Raw genomic sequence first — 19,566 nt, 5'->3', positions numbered from 1 at the left:
CCCGCCCACCCACGCACCCCCTGAGGAACACTTGGCAGACCACTACGACGTCCTCGGCGTCCCGCGCGACGCCTCCGATGCCGACATCAAGAAGGCGTACCGGCGGCTCGCGCGGGAACTCCACCCCGACGTGAACCCGAGCCCCGACGCGGCAGAGCGCTTCAAGGACGTCACGCACGCGTACGACGTCCTGAGCGACCCGGAACAGCGTCGTCGCTACGACGCCGGTGGGCAGGACAGCCCCTTCGGCGGTGGGGGCGCCGGCTTCAGCGACATCTTCGACGCCTTCTTCGGGGGCGGCGGCGGCGGTGGCGGCCGGGGGACCGGTCCACGCAGTCGTGCCGAGCGCGGCGGCGACGCCCTGCTCCGGCTGGAGGTCGACCTCGACGAGGTCGTCTTCGGCACCCACAAAGACCTCGAGGTCGACACGGCGGTCCTCTGCGACACGTGCGGTGGCTCGTGCTGCGCGCCCGGGACGAGTCCGCAGACGTGTGACATCTGCGGCGGCTCCGGACACATCCAGCGCCAGGTCCGCTCGCTCCTCGGCAACGTCGTGACGAGCGCCCCCTGCGGCACCTGCCGCGGCTACGGCACCGTGATCCCGAACCCCTGCCCGACCTGCCAGGGCCAGGGCCGTGTCCGGGCCCGTCGGACGGTGCCGGTGGACGTCCCCGCCGGCGTCGACACCGGTCTCCGGCTGCAGATGCCCGGCCAGGGCGAGGTCGGTCCCGCCGGTGGTCCCGCCGGTGACCTGTACCTCGAGGTCCGGGTGCGCCATCACGACGTGTTCAGCCGCGACGGCGACGACCTCCTCGCCACGCTCGAGGTGCCCATGACGGACGCGATCCTCGGCGCCACGACGACCATCGACGGGCTGGACGGTCCGGTGGAGCTCGAACTCCGTCCGGGCGTGCAGAGCGCCGACGTCCTGGTGATCAAGGACCGCGGCGTGACGAAGCTGCGCGGCTCTGGCCGTGGCGACCTGAAGGTCGGCGTGCACGTGGTCACCCCGACCAAGCTCTCGCACAAGGAGCGGCAGCTCGTCGAGCAGTTGGCGAAGACGCACAAGGCCGGCGCCCCGCAGCTGTCCCGCTTCCAGCAGGGCATGTTCGGCAAGCTCCGCGACCGGTTCTTCAACTTCTGATGGCCTCGCTCTACCTCGTCGACGCGCTCGACGACGTCGCCGTGGGCGCCCGGGTGTCGCTCGACGGCGCCGAGGGCCGGCACGCGGTGACGGTGTCGCGGGTCCGCGTCGGCGAGGAGCTCCGCCTGTCGGACGGCCGGGGCACGGTCGTCACGGGACCGGTGGCCTCGGTCGGCAAGGACTCGCTGGTCCTGACGGTCGAGGCGGTGGAGGTCGACGAGGCCCCGCGGCCGTCGCTGACCCTGGTGCAGGCCCTCGCGAAGGGCGGACGGGACGAGATGGCCGTGCAGGCCGCGACCGAGATCGGCGTCGACCGCGTCGTGCCGTGGGCGGCCGCCCGCAGCGTCTCGCGGTGGGACGGCGCGAAGATCGAGAAGGGCCGTGCCCGCTGGGCGGCCATCGCGCAGGAGGCGTCCAAGCAGGCGATCCGGTCACGGGTCCCGCAGGTGCTCGCTCCGGTGACCACGGCGCAGCTCGCCGGAGGGGCAGGAGCCGCTCCGGCGGCACCCGGACGGGAGGCGCGGCGCACGCTGGTCCTGCTGGAACCGACCGCGACGGTCCGGTTGGCCACCTGGGAACCACCGGCGGAGACGGACGAGATCGCGCTCGTCGTCGGCCCGGAGGGGGGCATCGACCCGTCCGAACTCGAACGGCTCGAGACGGCCGGCGCCGTCCGGGTGCGCCTGGGCGACACGGTGCTGCGGACCTCCACCGCCGGACCGGCCGCCCTCGCGGTGCTGCAGGCACGGCTCGGACGCTGGTGAGCGGCCACCGCGTTGATCGGACCCGGCTCGGACGGCGGGAAGGCGTGGCATCGGTCGCGCGTTCTACGATGGTGCCATGACCAGCACCGAGCCCAGCGTCTTCACGAGGATCGTCGCGCGTGAGATCCCGGCCACGATCGTCGCCGAGGACGACCGTGTCATCGCCTTCGAGGACATCGCGCCGAAGGCCCCCGTCCACGTGCTCGTCGTCCCGAAGACCCAGGAGTACGCGACCGTGAGCGAGCTCGCGAGCGCGGACCCCGGACTGCTCGCCCACGTCGTGGCGACCGCCCAGCGCATCGCCGACGAGCGTGCGGGCGGTCAGTTCCGACTCGTGTTCAACTCCGGCGAAGCCGCCGGTCAGACCGTGTTCCACGTGCATGCGCACGTACTCGCAGGAGACCTGCAGGAAGGCACCCTTGCCAGCTGACGAACCAGCCACCACCGAGCCGGAGTCCGTCTCCGAGCCCGTGTCCGTCTCAGAGCTCACCGTCGACGGCATCGCCATGGTGCAGTTGCTCGGGCCGCAGGACCGCCTGCTGAAGACCGTCGAGCGCCAGTACCCGAGCGTGACCGTGCTCGTGCGCGGCAACCAGGTCTCGCTGTCCGGTCCGGAGCGTGACGTCACCCGCGCGCGGGCGCTCGTCGACGAACTCGTCGGCATGGTCCGGCGCGGGCAGGACATCGGCCAGTCGGACATCCCGAACTCGGCCCGCATCATCGACGCGGACCGCAGCCCGTCCGATGTGTTCGGCACGCCGATCGTGTCGAGCCGCGGCAAGTCGGTCCGTCCGAAGACGGACGGGCAGCGGGCGTACGTCGACGCGATCGACGAGAACACCATCACGTTCGGCATCGGGCCGGCCGGTACCGGCAAGACGTACCTGGCGATGGCGAAGGCCGTCCAGGCCCTGCAGCGCCGCGAGGTCTCCCGGATCATCCTCACCCGCCCCGCGGTCGAGGCCGGTGAGCGGCTCGGGTTCCTGCCGGGGACGCTGACCGACAAGATCGACCCGTACCTCCGCCCGCTGTACGACGCGCTCAACGAGATGATGGACCCGGAGCTCGTCCCGAAGCTCCTCGCCGCCGGCACGGTGGAGGTCGCACCGCTCGCCTACATGCGCGGGCGGACGCTCAACGACTCCTTCGTGGTGCTCGACGAGGCGCAGAACACCACGCCCGAGCAGATGAAGATGTTCCTCACCCGTCTGGGCTTCGGCTCGAAGATGGTGATCACGGGCGACATCACGCAGGTCGACCTGCCGGGCAACGTCTCGGGGCTGCGTCTCGTGACGCGGATCCTGCGGGACGTCGAGGACATCCACTTCGCCCGTCTCGGCAGCGAGGACGTGGTCCGCCACACCCTGGTCGGGAAGATCGTCGACGCCTACACGGTCCACGACGAGGAACGGCTCGCCGAGCAGGCCGCGAAGCGCTCCGAGCACCAGGACGACCGCCGAGGAGGCACCCGGTGAGCATCGAGCTCAACAACGAGTCCGGCGTCGCGGTGGACGAGGACACCGTGCAGCGCCTCGCCGCCTTCGCGCTCGACGCCATGCACGTGCACGCCGACGCCGAGCTCGCGATCGTCTTCGTCGACGAGGGCGCGATGGAGCAGCTGCACATCCGGTGGATGGACGAGCCCGGCCCCACCGACGTCCTGAGCTTCCCGATGGACGAGTTGCGTCCCGGCACCGAGGACGAGCCGACGCCGGCCGGGCTCCTCGGTGACATCGTCGTCTGCCCGCAGGTGGCCGAGGAGCAGGCGCGGACCGCGGGGCACTCCACCCTCGACGAGATCCTCCTGCTCACCTGCCACGGCATCCTCCACCTGCTCGGGTTCGACCACGCCGAGCCGGACGAGAAGGCCGAGATGTTCGGCCTGCAGGGCGAGATTCTCCGCGGTTTCGCCGCCCAGCGTCGGGGGCGGTGACCGCAGTGCTCCTCGTCACCGGTCTGCTCGCGGTGGCGTTCGTGCTGGTGGTCCTCGGTGGACTGCTCGCGGCCGCCGACTCCGCGCTCTCCGTGCTGTCCCGCGCGGACCTCGAGGAGATCGCCCGCGGGAGCAAGCGCCGCCGTGCCGTCGAGGCGCTGGCGGACGACCCCGGCGCGCACGTCAACGCCCTCAACTTCTTCCGCGTCCTCGCCGAGACGGCCGCCGCGGTCCTCGTGACGATCGCCCTCGTCCGGGTGACCGACACGTGGTGGGTCGCGCTGATCCTGTCCGCGGCGATCATGACCGCGGTGTCCTTCGTGCTCGTCGGCTCGAGCCCGCGCAGTGTCGGTCGCGCGCACGCCGAGGGCATCATCGCCGCGACGGGCGGACTCGTCCGCGGTGTCCGCATCGTGCTCGGTCCGCTCGCCGGGCTCCTCGTGGCGATCGGCGACCGGGTGACACCGGGCCGGGTCCGGAGCGCCTCCAGTGTCTCGAGCGAGGAGCAGCTGCTGTCGCTCGTCGACGAGGCCACGGAGAGCAACGTGCTCGAGGCCGACGACCGCGAACTCATCCACTCGGTCTTCGCGTTCAGCGACACCCTGGTCCGCGAGGTGATGGTGCCGCGCACCGACATGGTGACGGCCGACGCACACGACACGGTCGCCGCCGTCATGGAGCAGTTCCTCGCTACGGGCGTGTCCCGGATGCCGGTGACCGGTCGCGACAGCGACGACGTGCTCGGCGTGGCGTACCTCCGCGACCTCGCCCGGGCCCTGTACGAACGGCCCGAGGTCGGGTCGCGGTCGGTCCGCACGATGCTCCGACCGGCGGAGTTCCTGCCGGAGTCGAAGCCCGCGGACGACACCTTGCGCCACATGCAGCTCGCGAAGAACCACCTCGTGCTCGTGGTCGACGAGTACGGCGGGGTCGCCGGCCTGGTGACGATGGAGGACCTCATCGAGGAGCTCGTCGGGGACATCTCGGACGAGTACGACCGTGCCGTGGTCGACCGCGCCGAGGTCGAGCCGGGGCGCTGGCGCATCTCGGCGCGGCTCCCGATCGACGAGCTCGGCGACCTGTTCGGCATCGAGCTCGACGACGACGACGTCGACACGGCCGGCGGTCTGCTCACGAAGGAGCTCGGTCACCTGCCGTCCGCGGGGGACACCGTCACCGTGTCCGGCGTCGTGCTCACCGCCGACCGCGTCGAGGGCAAGCGGCGCCACCTCATCACGGTGCTCGCCGAGCGCACCACCGACCTCGCGTCGGCCGAGCAGGCCTTCGGCGACACCGACACCACCACGACGGGAACACGAACCACATGACGGACCCCGGAACCGACGCCGCCCCCGAGACGACCACCCCCTACCGTGCGGGGTTCGTCTCCTTCGTCGGCCGTCCGAACGTCGGCAAGTCCACGCTGACGAACGCCCTGGTCGGGCAGAAGGTCGCGATCACGTCCTCGAAGCCGCAGACGACGCGCCGCGCCATCCGCGGGATCGTGCACCGGCCGAACGGACAGGTCATCGTCGTCGACACCCCCGGGGTGCACCGTCCGCGCACGCTGCTCGGTGAGCGGCTCAACGACCTCGTGCAGTCGACGCTCGGCGACGTCGACGTCATCGGCTTCTGCGTGCCGGCGAACGAGCCGATCGGCCCGGGCGACCGCTTCATCAACGACACCCTCGACCAGTACCCGCGCGCTCGGAAGGTCGCGATCGTCACGAAGATCGACCGTGCCGGCAAGGAGAAGGTCGCCGAGCAGCTGCTCGCGGTCTCGCGACTGCGCGAGTGGGACGCGATCATCCCCACGTCGGGCACCGAGGGCCTGCAGCTCGAGGACCTCCTCGACGAGGTCGTGTCGCTGCTGCCGGAGTCGCCGCAGCTGTACGACGACCAGGCCGTGACCGAGGAGACCGACGAGGAGCGCATCGGCGAGCTCATCCGGGAAGCCGCGCTCGAGGGCGTGCGGGACGAACTCCCGCACTCGCTCGCGGTCGTCATCGAGGACGTCGTCGAGCCGGACGCGGACGACGACCCGGACGGCCCGCTGCGGGTCTTCGCGAACCTGTTCGTCGAGCGGGACAGCCAGAAGGCCATCGTGATCGGTCACAAGGGCGGTCGGCTCAAGGACGTCGGCACTCGTGCGCGCGTCGAGATCGAGGGGCTCCTGGGGCGGCACGTCTACCTCAACATCCGCGTGAAGGTCGCCAAGGAGTGGCAGCGGGACCCGAAGCAGCTCGGACGCCTCGGGTTCTGACCCGGACCAGGCCGATGCGGACCGCGGAGCAGGGGTCATCCCGTCGTCGGACGCGCGCGACGCATCCCGCCGCCTACCGTGGTCAGGTGTTCCGTCCGATGCTCCGCAACCAGGTCGTGGTCGACGTCCTGATCGCCCTCTTCGCCGGCGGGGTCTTCGCCGTGCTGTCGGTCGGCGGGGTCGACCAGGTCGTCATCCTCGCGGCCATCGGCGGCTTCGTCGTCGCGCTCGCGCTGCGGCGGTCCGCTCCCGGTCTGGCGCTCGCGCTCGCGTGGCTGACCGCGGTGTTCCAGATGGTGACGGCGCAGCGCGGCAACCTCTTCGACATCATGATCGCGGGCGTCATGTACACGACGAGCGCGTACGGCGGTCGGAAGACCCGCGTCGCCGGGCTCGTGTCGGCCGTCCTCGGGAGCGTGGTCGCGGCGGTCTACTCGGCGGCCCAGGAGTGGGCCCGGCAGGTCGACTACGGGTCCTCGCAGGCCGACGCATGGGACCAGACGCTGAAGACGCTCCTGGCGTACCTCGTCATCGTCCTCGCCGTCCTCCTCCTGCCGTGGCTCGGTGGTGTCGTCGCCCGCGCCCGGCGTGCCGCGGGCATGAGCCGGGAGGCGCAGCTGCTCGCCGAGCGTGACGCCGCCCGGGCTGACCGCGCCGTGGCGATCGAGCAGGAACGGGTACGCATCGCCCGCGACATGCACGACATCGTGGCGCACTCACTCGCGGTGGTGATCGCCCAGGCCGACGGCGCACGGTACGCCCTGCGCGCCGACCCGTCCCTCGCCGACGAAGCACTCGGCACGATCGGGTCGACCGCACGTCGGGCCCTCGGGGACGTCCGCGAGCTGCTCGGAGCACTCCGCCACGAGCAGGGCACCGCGCCCACGCCGGACGTCGACGACATCGAACAGCTCGTCGGCCAGATGCGGGAGGTCGGCCTCGACGTGCAGGTCGAGCGCGAGGGCGACCCGTCCGCGCTGCCGACGACCACGCAGCTCGCCGTGTACCGCATCGTGCAGGAGAGCCTGACGAACGCGTACAAGCACGGCGCGCGCGGTGCACCCGTCCGGGCCAGACTGACCTACCGCCCGGACACGGTCGAGATCGCCGTCGTGAACCGCCGCGCCGAGGACGACCGACCGGGACCCGGCACCGGACACGGACTCGTCGGCATGCGCGAGCGTGCCACCATGTCCGGCGGGAGCATGACCGCGGGACCCCGAGGCGACGACTTCGCCGTCGAGGTCCGGATGCCCGCCCAACCCGCCACCGGGCAGATGCCCCGGGCCATGATCCCGTCCACCGATCAGGAGCGCAGCACGAGATGACCACCGCGGACAGCACGAGCAGCACCGAGCCGGCACGGATCCGCGTCGCCCTCGTCGACGACCAGGCACTCTTCCGCACCGGGATCCGGATGCTCATCGGGTCGCAGCCCGACCTGCAGTTCGTCGGCGAAGCGGGTGACGGCGCGGAGGGCGTGGAACTCGTCCGGCAGAGCCGTCCGGACGTCGTGCTCATGGACGTCCGGATGCCGGTCATGGACGGCATCACCGCCACGGCCCGGATCGTCGACAGCGCTGCGTCCGCCAAGGTGCTCGTCCTCACCACCTTCGACTTCGACGAAGCCGCCGCGAAGGCCATCCGGGCCGGTGCGAGCGGCTTCGTGCTGAAGGACGCCGACCCCGAGTTCCTGCTCGCGGCGATCCGGACGGTGCACGCGGGCACGACGGTGTTCGCGGCCTCGGCGACCCGCGAGCTCCTGCGTCGCTACGAGGACCCGGCAGAGCAGCGGCAGAGCGTGCCGCCCGCCTTCGCGGACCTGACGCCCCGCGAGCGCGAGATCTTCGACCTCGCGGCCCGGGGGTTCAGCAACGCCGAGATCGCGAAGCACGAGTACGTCAGCGAGGCGACCGTGAAGACCCACATCTCGCGGGTCCTGACGAAGCTCGAACTGCGGGACCGCGTCCGCCTGGTCGTCTTCGCCCACGAGTACGGGCTCGTCACCAAGGGCGACTGAAACATCATCCGTCAGGCGGACCCGGACGGGGGAACCGAGCCGAACGGATGACGGACGCGAGCCAGGCGACGGACGCGGGACGGTCCTCCCGGACGCGATCGTGGAGCCATGACCAACCACGCTCCGATCATCCGTCTCGACCACGTGTCCAAGCACTACGGTGACGCCTCGCGCCGGGTGACGGCGCTCGACGACGTCAGCGTCGACATCGGCGCGGGCGAGTTCACCGCCGTCATGGGCCCGTCCGGCTCCGGCAAGTCCACCCTCATGCACGTCGCCGCCGGACTCGACCAGGTGTCGTCCGGTCGCATCACCATCGACGGCACGGACATCACCGGCCTCGGCGACCGGGAACTCACCGAACTCCGTCGTCGCCGTCTCGGCTTCGTGTTCCAGTCCTTCAACCTCGTGCCGACGCTCGACGTCAGCGAGAACATCCGGCTGCCGTTCCTGCTCGGCGGCCACAAGCCGGACCGCGAGGAGTCGGCGTGGATCGACCGCCTCGTCGACATGCTCGGCCTCGGCAACCGTCTCACGCACCGACCCCACCAGCTCTCCGGCGGGCAGCAGCAGCGCGTCGCCATCGCCCGCGCGCTGGCCTCCCGACCCGCCGTCGTGGTCGCCGACGAGCCGACCGGCGCGCTCGACTCCCGCACCGGCCGTGACGTGCTCGCCATCCTGCGCGGTGCGGTCGCCGACTGGGGGCAGAGCGTCGTGATGGTCACGCACGACCCCGTGGCGGCGGCGAACGCGGACCGGATCCTGTTCCTGGCCGACGGCCGGATCGTCGCCGACCGCCCCGCGATGGCAGCAGCGGACATCTCCGCCACGATGCTCGGGATGGAGGCCGCCGCGTGAACGGGCTCCGACAGTTCGCTCCGACCGTCCTCGTCGCGGCGCTCGGCACGACGTTCGGCTCCGCACTCGTCATCGCACCCGGCATCGTCACCGAGGCGATGGCGATGAGCCCGCTGGACGACGTCGCCACCGTCAAGGCGATCCTCTCGGTGATCGGGTGGCTCTTCCTCGGCATCGCCCTGTACGTCGGGGCGATCGTCACCGCCAACACGTGCGCGACCCTCATCGCCGGGCAGACCCGCGTCATCGCCCTGCAGCGGCTCGTCGGCGCCACGGGGGCGTCCATCCGGTCCCGCATCACCCGCACCGGGCTGCTCGTCGGGCTGGTCGGCGGGGTCGTCGGCGCCCTGGTCGGCACGGGGCTGTCGGCGGTGTTCGTGACCGTCCTCCGCGGGAACGGCTTCCTGCCGGACCGCTCGTACACCCTCGTGCCGTGGGAGCTCGTCCTGCCGGTGGTCGCGGTGGTCCTCGCGACCTGGGGCGCCTTCGCCGCGGGGTCGCGCCGCGTGCTCACGGTCACCCCGCTCGAGGCCCTGTCGTCGAGCGTCGAGCCGAGCCACGACGACGTCCGGTCCGGCACAGCGCGCAAGGTCTGGGCGATCGTCCTCATGTCCGGCGGCGCGCTCCTCGCCGTCCTCGGGCTCGCGCTGAGCGCCGTCACCCCGCTCGCCGTCCTGCCGGCGGCGCTCGGCGGCTTCGTCTCCTTCGCCGGGGTCGCCGTCGGCGCGACGATCGTCATGCCCCCGGTGCTGCAGGCGATCGGCCGGATCGGCGCGCACGACCCGGTGGTCCTGCTCGCCGGGCGCAACGCCATGCGTGCTCCGGCGCGGTCCGCCCGTGCCACCATCGGGCTCGTCATCGGCGTCACGCTGCTCGTGACCTTCGCCGTGGCGCTCGGCATCATGCAGCACGTCACCGAGTCGACCCTGTCCGGCGTGGACGGCATGACGCCCGCGATGCTCGAGGAGCAGCGGAGCTTCTTCGAGCAGCTCAACGCCGTCGTGAGCGTGATCGTCGGGTTCTCGGCCGTGATCGCCGCCGTCGGGGTCGTCAACGCACTCGCGCTCGGCGTCCTGCAGCGCCGTCGGGAGCTCGGGCTGCTCCGCGTGCTCGGACTGACCGGTGTGCAGGTCCGTCGGATGATCGTCACCGAGGCCGTGCAGATGGTGGTCGCCGCCGTCGTCACCGGGCTCGTGCTCGGCACCTTCTACGGGTGGCTCGGCGGGCAGACGCTGCTCGGCGTGCTCGGCTCGGTCGTCACGCCCGTCCTGCCGCCGTTGACGATCGCGATCGTCGTGGTCGGGGCACTCGTCCTCGCGGTCGTCGCGACGGTCGCGCCGGTGCGACGCGCGATGCGTGTGCCACCGACGGAGGCGCTCGCGGTCGACTGAGCGGCCGCCGGTCCGGTGCGACGCGCCAGCGGCGGGTCGGCCGTGCCGGACGGGAGGCCCACCACCGGACCGGTGGTGGGCCTCCCGTCCGTGCGCCTGCCGTCACACAGTGCGCCGGCGGCCACCTCCGGTGCTAGCGTGAACCCGATGTCCTCGGCACTCCTCCTCCTTCGTCGCCGCGACGAGGCCTGACAACCGGCCCACCTCGTCGCGGAGTCCGTCGTGGCCGCTCCTGAACCACACCGACGAAAGCGAACCGATGCAGAACACCCAGCAGCCCTCCGGGATGCCGATCCACAAGTACGTCCCGTTCCACGAGCAGATCAGCGTCGACCTGCCGGACCGCACCTGGCCCACGAAGCGCATCGACAAGGCGCCGCGCTGGTGTGCCGTCGACCTGCGTGACGGCAACCAGGCCCTCATCGACCCGATGGACGCCGAGCGCAAGCGGGCGATGTTCGACCTCCTCGTCCGGATGGGCTACAAGGAGATCGAGGTCGGGTTCCCGAGCGCCTCGCAGACCGACTTCGACTTCGTCCGGTCGCTGATCGACGAGGGCGCGATCCCTGACGACGTCACGATCCAGGTGCTGACCCAGGCGCGCGAGCACCTCATCCAGCGCACCTACGAGGCGATCGACGGCGCGAAGCAGGCCATCGTCCACCTGTACAACTCGACGAGCATCGTGCAGCGCGAGGTCGTCTTCCGCACCGACGTGCAGGGCGTCATCGACATCGCCGTCGCCGGGGCGCACATGTGCAAGGCGGCGGAGGCCCGGCTGCAGCACGGCACGACGGTCTACTACGAGTACTCGCCGGAGTCCTACACCGGCACCGAGCTCGAGGTCGCGGTGCAGATCTGCAACGCCGTGCTCGAGGTCTTCGAGCCGACCCCCGAGCGCAAGGTCATCATCAACCTGCCCGCGACCGTCGAGATGGCGACGCCGAACGTCTACGCCGACTCGATCGAGTGGATGTCGCGCCACCTCGCCCACCGCGAGGACGTCATCTTGTCGCTGCACCCGCACAACGACCGCGGCACCGCCGTCGCCGCCGCCGAGCTCGGCTACATGGCCGGTGCCGACCGCATCGAGGGCTGCCTGTTCGGCAACGGGGAGCGCACCGGCAACGTCGACCTGGTCGCCCTCGGGATGAACCTGTTCACGCAGGGCATCGACCCGGAGGTCGACCTGTCGGACATCGACCAGGTGAAGCGCACGGTCGAGTACTGCAACCAGCTGCCGGTGCCGGAGCGCCAGCCGTGGGCGGGCGACCTCGTCTACACCGCGTTCAGCGGGTCGCACCAGGACGCGATCAAGAAGGGCCTCGAGGCGCTCGAGGCCCGTGCGGCCGCCGAGGGCGTCGGTGTCGACGACGTCGTCTGGGCCGTCCCGTACCTGCCGGTCGACCCGAAGGACATCGGCCGCTCGTACGAGGCCGTCATCCGGGTGAACTCGCAGTCCGGCAAGGGCGGTGTCGCGTACCTGCTGAAGACCGACCACGCGCTCGACCTGCCCCGCAAGCTGCAGATCGAGTTCTCCGGGGTCGTGCAGCGGCGGACCGACGCCGAGGGCGGCGAGTTCACGTCCGAGCGGATCTGGGAGCTGTTCTCCGACGAGTACCTGCCCGCGCACGTCGACGACGACAAGTGGGGCCGCTACGAGATCACGAAGACCGCGACCTCGAGCGACTTCGACGGAACCACGAAGCTGTCCGTCGCGATGCGCGTCGACGAGGGCTCGGTCACGTCCGAAGCGGTCGGCACGGGTCCGATCGACGCCTTCCTCTCCGTGATGGCGGAGCAGGGCGTCGCCGTCACGCTGTACGACTACTCCGAGCACACGATGAGCGCCTCCGGGGACGCGAAGGCGGCGTCGTACGTGGAACTCGACGTCGACGGCGTCCGGCTCTGGGGCGTCGGGATCGACGCCGACATCGCCACCGCGTCGCTCAAGGCGATCGTGTCCGCGGTGAACCGTGCCGTGCGCGCGGGTGCGGCCTCCGGCGCGCCGGAGCTCGTCTCCGCGTAGCACCGCGGCGGACGGGAGGCGCGGTGCGGGCCCGCCCCGCGCCTCCCGTCCGTCCGCCGGTCCCGTCCGTCCGCCCATCCCGTCCGTGCGCCGGTCCCGTCCGTCCGCCCATCCCGTCCGTGCGCCGAAGTCGCACGACCTGCCGCTCGGAGCGTGCCGGGCCGGCACGTCCTGCGACCTCGGCGATCTGCGCGCGGCGGGTCGTGCGACCGCGGCGACCAGCGGGCAGGTCGTGTCGGTCGGGCGGGGGATACTGGGGTCATGCCGCTGTACCGGGACGAGTGCGTCGTGTTGCGCACCCACAAGCTCGGTGAGGCCGACCGCATCGTCACCATGCTCAGCCGGCAGCACGGCAAGATCCGGGCCGTCGCGAAGGGCGTCCGGCGCACCGCGTCGAAGTTCGGCTCGCGGCTCGAACCGTTCATGGTCGTCGACGCCCAGTTCTACGAGGGCCGGTCGCTCGACATCGTCACGCAGGCCGAGTCCCTGGGCGCGTACGGGGCCCGCATCGTCGCCGACTACGGCGCGTACACGGCGGCGAGTGCGATGGTCGAGACCGCCGACCGACTGAGCGAGGCGGACGCCGGGCTCCAGCAGTACCTGCTGCTCGTCGGTGCCCTGCGGTCGCTGTCGCGCGGGGAACACCAGCCGAGCGCGACCCTCGACTCGTACCTGCTCCGCGCGATGAGCATCGCGGGGTGGGCGCCGTCGTTCAGCGACTGCGCCGTCACCGGGGAGCCCGGGCCGCACTCGGCGTTCGTCGTGCAGCTCGGCGGGGTCGTGGCGGACTCGGCCGCGCCTCCCGGCACACCGCGCCTGGACCCCGCGACGCTCGACGTCCTCGGGTCGCTGCTCGCCGGTGACTGGGGGACCGTCGACGCGACGGACGAGCGGACGAGATCCCGGGCCTCCGGCGTGGTCGCGGCGTACGCGCAGTGGCACCTGGAACGATCGCTCCGGTCGTTGCCGCACGTCGACCGCACCGAGCACCCGTCGCCCCTGGCCCCGCACCCGGGCGGGGTGCCGGCGGCGGTGGCAGCGGTGCCGGCGCCGCCGGTGCCGACGCCCGACCCGGCGGACCCCGACGCCGCCGGCGCCGTACCCGCACCGCCCGAACCCGAAGGAACCCGCGCATGAGCCCTCGCCGTCCCGCTGCCGAGCCGGAGTCCTTCCTGCCGGTCGACTGGACGGGCGAGCAGCCGCCCGCCATCCCGGGGCGCTTCGTCCCCGAGCACGTCGCGATCGTCATGGACGGCAACGGCCGGTGGGCGAACCAGCGCGGACTCACCCGCATCGAGGGACACAAGGCCGGCGAGGCCTCGCTGCTCGACGTGGTGGCCGGCGCGATCCAGATCGGCGTCACGCACGTGTCGGCGTACGCGTTCTCGACCGAGAACTGGAAGCGCTCACCGGAGGAGGTCCGGTTCCTCATGGGCTTCAACCGGGACGTCATCCGCCGTCGGCGCGACCAGCTGCACGAGTGGGGCGTCCGCGTCCGGTGGGCGGGTCGCACGCCGAGGCTGTGGCGGAGCGTCATCGACGAGCTGCAGACCGCCGAGGAGCTGACCGCGGGCAACGACGTCCTCACGCTCACGATGTGCGTCAACTACGGCGGACGCAACGAGATCGCCGACGCCGTGCGCTCGATCGCGGACGACGTCGCCGCCGGACGCCTCAAGCCGAGCCAGGTGACCGAGAAGACCCTGGCGAAGCGGCTGTACGTCCCCGAGCTGCCCGACGTGGACCTCTTCCTCCGGAGCTCGGGGGAGCAGCGGACGAGCAACTTCCTGCTCTGGCAGTCGGCCTACGCCGAGATGGTGTTCCTCGACCGGCTGTGGCCCGACTTCCGTCGCTCCGACCTGTGGGGCGCGATCGAGGAGTACGCCCGCCGCGACCGTCGGTACGGCGGCGCGGTGGACACCCCGACGGCCTAGGCCGCCCGCGCAGCCGAGGCCGGTGCGTGTGGCCGCCCGGTCAAGCGAGGAGGTGTGCCGCCGACCGCACGGCGTCGAGCGCGGCCCGCACGCTCGGCACGCGCTCGGCGCCGCGGGCGACGACGACCTCGACGCGTCGGGCCAGGTCGTCGTCCACGGGGTCGATCGCGACACCGGCGGGGATGACCGTCGTCGCGAGCGCCAGCCGGGGGAGCAGCGCCACCCCGAGCCCGGCGGCGACGAGCCCCACCACCGCGGCCGCGTTGTCGGTCTCGAGGACGATGTCCGGCGTGAACCCCGCCGTGGCGCACGAGGCGAGCAGGTGGCCACGGCAGCGCGGGCAGCCGCCGATCCACCGGTCGTCCCGATGCGCCGCGAGGTCGACGACGGCGGCGGCGGTGCGGTCGGTGTCCGGGCCTCCCGGCCGACCCGCGTCGACCGGCGTCACCAGCGCGAGCGGGTCGCGTCCGAGCGCCCGGGTGACGAGCCCGGGGTCGGGGACGGCGCCGACCTCGTCCCCGACGTAGGTGAACGTGAGGGCGACGTCGACCTCGCCACTGCGGACCAGGTCGAGCGCCTCGGGCGGTTCGACCTCGACGTACGAGGTCCGCACGCCCGGCGCCGTCACCGCCAGCCGCGCGAGCACCGTGGGCACGAGGCCCGAGGAGGCGCTCGGGAACCCGGCCAGCCGCACCCGGCCGCGGGTGAGGCCGCCGACGGCGTCCAGGTCCTCGCGCGCGGCGGTCAGCGCCGCCTGCACGTGCAGGGCGTGGTCGGCGAGCACCTGCCCGGCGTGTGTGAGCGTGGCACCGCGGCCGCCGCGGAGGACGAGCGCGTGCCCGAGCCGCTGCTCCGCGCGGGTCAGCAGCTGGCTGACGGCGGGTTGGCTCGAGCCCAGGGAGGTCGCCGCACGCGTGATCGAACCGTGGTCCGCGACGGCGCGGAGGACCCGGAGCAGCTGCGGATCGATCTCGTCCATCACGTCATGTTACCGGTGGCACAAGCAGGATGGTCTGGCGTGATGGGTCGGTCGGGAGGACCCTGTCGGACATGGACTCGTTCCCCGACGGCCGCGGCTACCTCGCGGCGTGCACCGCAGGCCTCCCGTCGCTCGGCACCCTCGCCGCCCAGCGCGCCGACCTCGACGCGTGGTCGCGCGCCGAGACCTCCCCGGCCCGCTACGGCGCCCTCGTGGAGGAGGGGCGCGCCCTGTTCGCGTCCCTCGTCGGCGTCCCGGCGGCGCAGGTCGCGACCGGCTCCCAGACGTCCGTGATGGCGGCCGTCGTCGCCGACGCCCTGCCCGACGGCGCCGAGGTCGTCGTCCCCGACGGTGACTTCAGCTCGGTCGTGTTCCCCTTCCTGGCGCAGGCCCACCGCGGCGTCCGCGTGCGCAGCGTCCCGCTCGACCGACTCGCGGCGTCCGTCGGACCGGACACCGCGCTCGTCGTCTGGTCCGCCGTGCAGTCGGCGAGCGGCGTCGTTACCGACCCGGACCCGGTCGTCGCCGCGGCCCGCCGGGTGGGTGCGCTCACGCTCTGCGACCTGACGCAGGCGGCCGGGGTGCTGCCGGTCTCCGCCGCGCCCTTCGACGTGACGCTCACGCACGCCTACAAGTGGTTGTGCGCCCCGCGCGGCGTCGCGTTCATGACGCTCTCGGACGAGGCACTCGGTCGGCTGCGCCCCGTGCAGGCCGGGTGGTACGCGGGCGAGGACGTGTGGTCGTCCTGCTACGGCCCCGCCATGCGCCTGGCCGACGACGCACGCCGGTTCGACGTCTCCCCGGCCTGGCCGGCGTGGCCCGGCGCGGTGGCGGCGCTCCGGCACGCCGTGGCCCTCGACCAGCGCTCGACCTGGAGGCACGCCACCGCTCTGGCGGACCGGCTCTGCGACGCGCTCGGGTCGCCGCGGCAGGGGCGCGGTGTCGGTGCTGCGGCCGGCGGCGGTGCCGAGGGGCAGGCGATCGTCACGTTCCCGGACGCCGACGGGACGGCACTCCGGGCGGTGACCGCTGCGGGGCTCACCGCCTCGGGTCGGGCCGGCCGCCTCCGCATCGCGTTCCACCACTGGAACGACGAGGACGACGTGTCCGCCGTGGTCGCGGCGCTGGCGGGGGAGGAGCCGGCCGCGTCGGAACCGTGACGAGCCGAGGAGGAGCCTGGGCGGGCCTCCCGGGCCGCTAGCATTGCCGGGTCCGCCCGCACACCGAGCACCCAGCTCGGCGAACACAGGAGCTCTCCGTGGCACAGCCCTCCCGTCTCGACAGCGTCATCGCCCTGGCCAAGCGCCGTGGCTTCGTCTTCCAGTCGGGGGAGATCTACGGCGGATCCCGCTCCGCGTGGGACTACGGCCCCCTCGGCGTGGAGCTCAAGGAGAACATCAAGCGCCAGTGGTGGCAGCGGTTCGTCCGCGGCCGCGGCGACATGGTCGGCCTCGACTCCGCCGTCATCCTGCCCCGCAAGGTGTGGGAGGCCTCCGGGCACGTCGCGACGTTCACCGACCCGCTCGTCGAGTGCCTGCACTGCCACCACCGCTTCCGCGAGGACCACCTGCTCGAGGCGTTCGAGGCGAAGAAGGGCCGCGCTCCCGAGGGCGGCATGGCCGAGGTCGCGTGCCCGAACTGCGGCACCCGCGGCGAGTGGACCGAGCCCCGTGAGTTCTCCGGCATGCTCAAGACGTACCTCGGCCCGGTCGAGTCCGAGGAGGGCCTGAACTTCCTCCGTCCCGAGACCGCGCAGGGCATCTTCGTCGACTTCGCGCAGGTCGTCACGACCAGCCGCATGAAGCCCCCGTTCGGCATCGGCCAGGTCGGCAAGGCGTTCCGCAACGAGATCACGCCGGGCAACTTCATCTTCCGCACCCGCGAGTTCGAGCAGATGGAGATCGAGTACTTCGTGCCGCCGGCCTCGGCCGAGGAGCACTACGAGCAGTGGATCGCGGACGCCGTCGCGTTCTACACCGACCTCGGCATCGACCCGGAGAACCTCCGCCGGTTCGACGTGCCGGACGGTGAGCGGGCGCACTACTCCGACGCCACCGCCGACATCGAGTACCGCTTCGGGTTCGCCGGCACCGAGTGGGGCGAGCTCATGGGCGTCGCGAACCGCACCGACTTCGACCTGAAGAACCACATCGAGGCGTCGGGCCAGGACCTCCGCTACTTCGACCAGGCCGCGAACGAGAAGTACGTCCCGTACGTCATCGAGCCGTCCTTCGGCTTGACCCGTGCCCTCATGGCGTTCCTGCTCGACTCGTACTCCGAGGACGAGGCCCCGAACGCGAAGGGCGGCGTCGACAAGCGCACGGTCCTGCGCCTCGACCCGCGCCTGGCACCCGTCAAGGCCGCGGTGCTCCCGCTGTCCCGCAACGAGCAGCTCTCGCCGGTCGCCCGCGGCCTGGCGGACGACCTCCGCAAGAACTGGAACGTCGACTTCGACGACGCCGGTGCGATCGGCCGCCGCTACCGCCGCCACGACGAGATCGGCACGCCGTTCTGCATCACGGTCGACTTCGACACGCTCGAGGACAAGGCCGTGACGGTGCGCGAGCGCGACACGATGGGCCAGGAGCGCGTCGGCCTCGATCGCCTGCAGGGGTACCTGGGGGAGCGGCTGCTCGGCGCGTAGCACGCGGCCGGTGCCGTTCCGTCGGCCGGCGCCGATCGGACTCGCACGACCAAGACCGCCTCGAACCACGGGATCCGTCGGTTCGGGGCGGTCCTGGTTGTGCGGTGCCGAACGACGCCGGCGGGGCGGGAATGGGGAACGCCGGCTGGCGTTGGGGTGAGCATGAGCGACACTGTGAAGGTCGATGTCTGGTCGGACATCGCCTGCCCCTGGTGCTACATCGGCAAGCGCAAGTTCGAGGCGGGCGTCTCCGCGTTCGGTGGGCCGGTCGAGGTCGAGTACCACTCCTTCGAACTGAGCCCGGACACCCCCGTCGACTTCGAGGGCACCGAGGCCGAGTTCCTCTCGCAGCACAAGGGCCTGCCGGTGCAGCAGGCGCAGCAGATGATCGACCAGGTCGCCGGCATCGCCGCCCAGGTCGACCTGCACTACGACTACGACGCCCTACGGCACACGAACACCGTCAAGGCGCACCAGGTCATCCACGTGGCCAAGCAGCACGGCAAGCAGCTCGAGATGGTCGAGCGGCTCTTCACCGCCTACTTCGAGCGCGGCGAACACGTCGGGCAGGACGAATCGCTCGCCGACCTGGCCGCCGAGGTCGGACTCGACCGTGACGAGGTGCTCGCCACCCTCCGCGACGACGCCCAGCTCGCCGCGGTCCGTGCCGACCAGGCGCAGGCCCAGGCGTACGGCATCAACGGTGTCCCGTTCTTCGTCATCGACGGCAAGTACGGCGTCTCGGGTGCCCAGGACCCGGCGGCGTTCGAGCAGGTCCTCCGCCAGGTGGTCGCCCTCCGGGAGTCGACCCCCGCCGAGATGGCCGAGGCCGCCCAGCGCGCCGAGGACGACGCGGCAGCGGACGCCGAGGTGACCCGATGACGGGCGCGACGGGCCCGCTGGGTGCCGGGTCGGGCCTCCCGGCCGGCCTGGGCCCACGCGAGCCGGTACCGACGCGTCGCGAAGCGGCGGGGCGGCCGAGCTCGTGGGGAGAGGGACGACCCGCCCTCCTGACGTTGGTCACGGCCGGCGGCGCCCCCGTCTGCGAGGGCGACTCGTGCTTCGTGCCGGGAGCCGAGGGGGACTGGTCCGAGGTCCCGGACTGACGCGGGCTCCGTCAGGGGCGGGCGGGCTCCTCGTCGGTGATGTCCGCGATCGTCGCGCCGTAGGCGGCGACGAGTGCGTCGCCGTCGACGAACGCGCTCGCGCCCTGGCGACCCGCTCCCAGTGCGATCCGTCGGCCGAGCACCCGCTCGTCGGCGTACACCGGCAGGTCGCCGGTCGCGCCGATCGGGGTGATGGTGCCGCGCTCGTAGCCGCTGGCCTGGAGGGCCGTGGCCGCGTCGGGCATCGACAGCTTGTTCACGCCGACGACGGTGCGGAGCTTCTTCCAGGCGATGCTCCGGCCGCCGGGGACGAGGGCGAGCAGGAAGCCGCCGTCGTGCCGCTTCACCACGAGGGTCTTCACGATGTCGCCGGGGTCGATGCCGAGCAGGGCGGCGGCGCCCTCGAGCGAATCGGCCGCGGGACGCTCGACGACCTGGACGTCGAGGCCCCGGGCGGCAGCGTCGGCGTCGAAGCGGGAGACGGCATCGGGATCGGTCATG

The 19,566-nt window shown here is 72.2% G+C and carries 19 protein-coding genes; 17 read left to right on the top strand and 2 right to left on the bottom strand.

The features are described 5' to 3' along the window. Positions 1–31 precede the first annotated feature (31 nt). The 14 genes from dnaJ (at position 32) to DEJ16_RS12880 (ending at position 14,336) form a co-directional block, all read left to right on the top strand. A complete protein-coding gene (gene dnaJ, locus DEJ16_RS12945; RefSeq protein WP_110825311.1) occupies positions 32–1,144 on the top strand; it encodes a molecular chaperone DnaJ in 1,113 nt (370 codons plus the stop codon). Continuing rightward, positions 1,144–1,908 (top strand): 16S rRNA (uracil(1498)-N(3))-methyltransferase, encoded by a 765-nt coding sequence (locus DEJ16_RS12940; protein ID WP_110825312.1) that lies wholly within the window; start codon positions 1,144–1,146, stop codon positions 1,906–1,908. The genes dnaJ and DEJ16_RS12940 overlap by 1 nt, the downstream gene beginning before the upstream one ends. A 76-nt stretch (positions 1,909–1,984) precedes the next feature. Beyond that, on the top strand, positions 1,985–2,338 hold the full coding sequence (locus DEJ16_RS12935) for a histidine triad nucleotide-binding protein (protein ID WP_110825313.1): 354 nt from the start codon (positions 1,985–1,987) through the stop codon (positions 2,336–2,338). After that, the gene (locus DEJ16_RS12930; protein ID WP_110825314.1) at positions 2,289–3,383 is read left to right on the top strand and encodes a PhoH family protein; all 1,095 of its coding nucleotides are present in this window, start codon (positions 2,289–2,291) and stop codon (positions 3,381–3,383) included. The genes DEJ16_RS12935 and DEJ16_RS12930 overlap by 50 nt, the downstream gene beginning before the upstream one ends. Continuing rightward, a complete protein-coding gene (gene ybeY / locus DEJ16_RS12925; RefSeq protein ID WP_110825315.1) occupies positions 3,380–3,841 on the top strand; it encodes an rRNA maturation RNase YbeY in 462 nt (153 codons plus the stop codon). Before DEJ16_RS12930 ends, ybeY begins: the two co-directional genes overlap by 4 nt. Before the next feature lie 5 nt (positions 3,842–3,846). Further along, positions 3,847–5,169: a hemolysin family protein gene (locus DEJ16_RS12920; RefSeq protein ID WP_110825519.1), complete on the top strand. Its 1,323-nt coding sequence runs from the start codon at positions 3,847–3,849 to the stop codon at positions 5,167–5,169. Next, positions 5,166–6,104 carry a GTPase Era gene (gene era / locus DEJ16_RS12915; protein ID WP_110825316.1) on the top strand — a complete coding sequence of 313 codons (939 nt, stop codon included), beginning with the start codon at positions 5,166–5,168 and terminating at the stop codon, positions 6,102–6,104. The genes DEJ16_RS12920 and era overlap by 4 nt, the downstream gene beginning before the upstream one ends. An 86-nt stretch (positions 6,105–6,190) precedes the next feature. Continuing rightward, on the top strand, positions 6,191–7,432 hold the full coding sequence (locus DEJ16_RS12910) for a sensor histidine kinase (protein WP_110825520.1): 1,242 nt from the start codon (positions 6,191–6,193) through the stop codon (positions 7,430–7,432). Then, positions 7,429–8,124, top strand: a complete 696-nt coding sequence (locus tag DEJ16_RS12905; protein ID WP_110825317.1) for a response regulator transcription factor — start codon at positions 7,429–7,431, stop codon at positions 8,122–8,124. The genes DEJ16_RS12910 and DEJ16_RS12905 overlap by 4 nt, the downstream gene beginning before the upstream one ends. Before the next feature lie 108 nt (positions 8,125–8,232). Next, entirely contained in the window at positions 8,233–8,982 is a 750-nt protein-coding gene (locus DEJ16_RS12900) for an ABC transporter ATP-binding protein (protein ID WP_110825318.1), read from the top strand. After that, positions 8,979–10,373, top strand: a complete 1,395-nt coding sequence (locus DEJ16_RS12895) for an ABC transporter permease (RefSeq protein WP_110825319.1) — start codon at positions 8,979–8,981, stop codon at positions 10,371–10,373. Before DEJ16_RS12900 ends, DEJ16_RS12895 begins: the two co-directional genes overlap by 4 nt. Before the next feature lie 259 nt (positions 10,374–10,632). Further along, a complete protein-coding gene (gene leuA, locus DEJ16_RS12890; protein WP_110825320.1) occupies positions 10,633–12,402 on the top strand; it encodes a 2-isopropylmalate synthase in 1,770 nt (589 codons plus the stop codon). A 261-nt stretch (positions 12,403–12,663) separates the two neighbouring features. Then, positions 12,664–13,539, top strand: coding sequence for a DNA repair protein RecO (recO, locus tag DEJ16_RS12885; RefSeq protein ID WP_110825321.1), 876 nt, complete (start codon positions 12,664–12,666; stop codon positions 13,537–13,539). Next, entirely contained in the window at positions 13,536–14,336 is an 801-nt protein-coding gene (locus DEJ16_RS12880) for an isoprenyl transferase (protein WP_110825322.1), read from the top strand. The genes recO and DEJ16_RS12880 overlap by 4 nt, the downstream gene beginning before the upstream one ends. Before the next feature lie 40 nt (positions 14,337–14,376). Here DEJ16_RS12880 and DEJ16_RS12875 read toward each other — a convergent pair whose 3' ends face one another. After that, positions 14,377–15,315, bottom strand: coding sequence for a LysR family transcriptional regulator (locus DEJ16_RS12875; protein WP_110825323.1), 939 nt, complete (start codon positions 15,313–15,315; stop codon positions 14,377–14,379). A 71-nt stretch (positions 15,316–15,386) separates the two neighbouring features. Here DEJ16_RS12875 and DEJ16_RS12870 point away from each other — a divergent pair, with 71 nt between their 5' ends. The 3 genes from DEJ16_RS12870 to DEJ16_RS12860 all read left to right on the top strand — a co-directional run bounded on the left by DEJ16_RS12870 (position 15,387) and on the right by DEJ16_RS12860 (position 18,841). After that, on the top strand, positions 15,387–16,475 hold the full coding sequence (locus DEJ16_RS12870; RefSeq protein ID WP_110825324.1) for an aminotransferase class V-fold PLP-dependent enzyme: 1,089 nt from the start codon (positions 15,387–15,389) through the stop codon (positions 16,473–16,475). Positions 16,476–16,573: 98 nt separating this feature from the next. Beyond that, positions 16,574–17,959, top strand: a complete 1,386-nt coding sequence (locus DEJ16_RS12865) for a glycine--tRNA ligase (RefSeq protein WP_110825325.1) — start codon at positions 16,574–16,576, stop codon at positions 17,957–17,959. A gap of 162 nt (positions 17,960–18,121) precedes the next feature. Further along, positions 18,122–18,841, top strand: coding sequence for a DsbA family protein (locus DEJ16_RS12860; RefSeq protein ID WP_110825326.1), 720 nt, complete (start codon positions 18,122–18,124; stop codon positions 18,839–18,841). A gap of 235 nt (positions 18,842–19,076) precedes the next feature. On the opposite strand, the gene DEJ16_RS12855 is transcribed toward DEJ16_RS12860, so the two are convergent. After that, positions 19,077–19,565, bottom strand: a complete 489-nt coding sequence (locus tag DEJ16_RS12855; RefSeq protein WP_110825327.1) for an aminoacyl-tRNA deacylase — start codon at positions 19,563–19,565, stop codon at positions 19,077–19,079. Position 19,566 lies beyond the last annotated feature (1 nt).

The sequence above is a fragment of the Curtobacterium sp. MCJR17_055 genome, from assembly GCF_003224335.1.
GTDB lineage: Bacteria > Actinomycetota > Actinomycetes > Actinomycetales > Microbacteriaceae > Curtobacterium.
The sequence above is the reverse complement of the archived record's forward strand: the minus strand, read 5'-3'. Positions and strand labels throughout refer to the sequence as shown.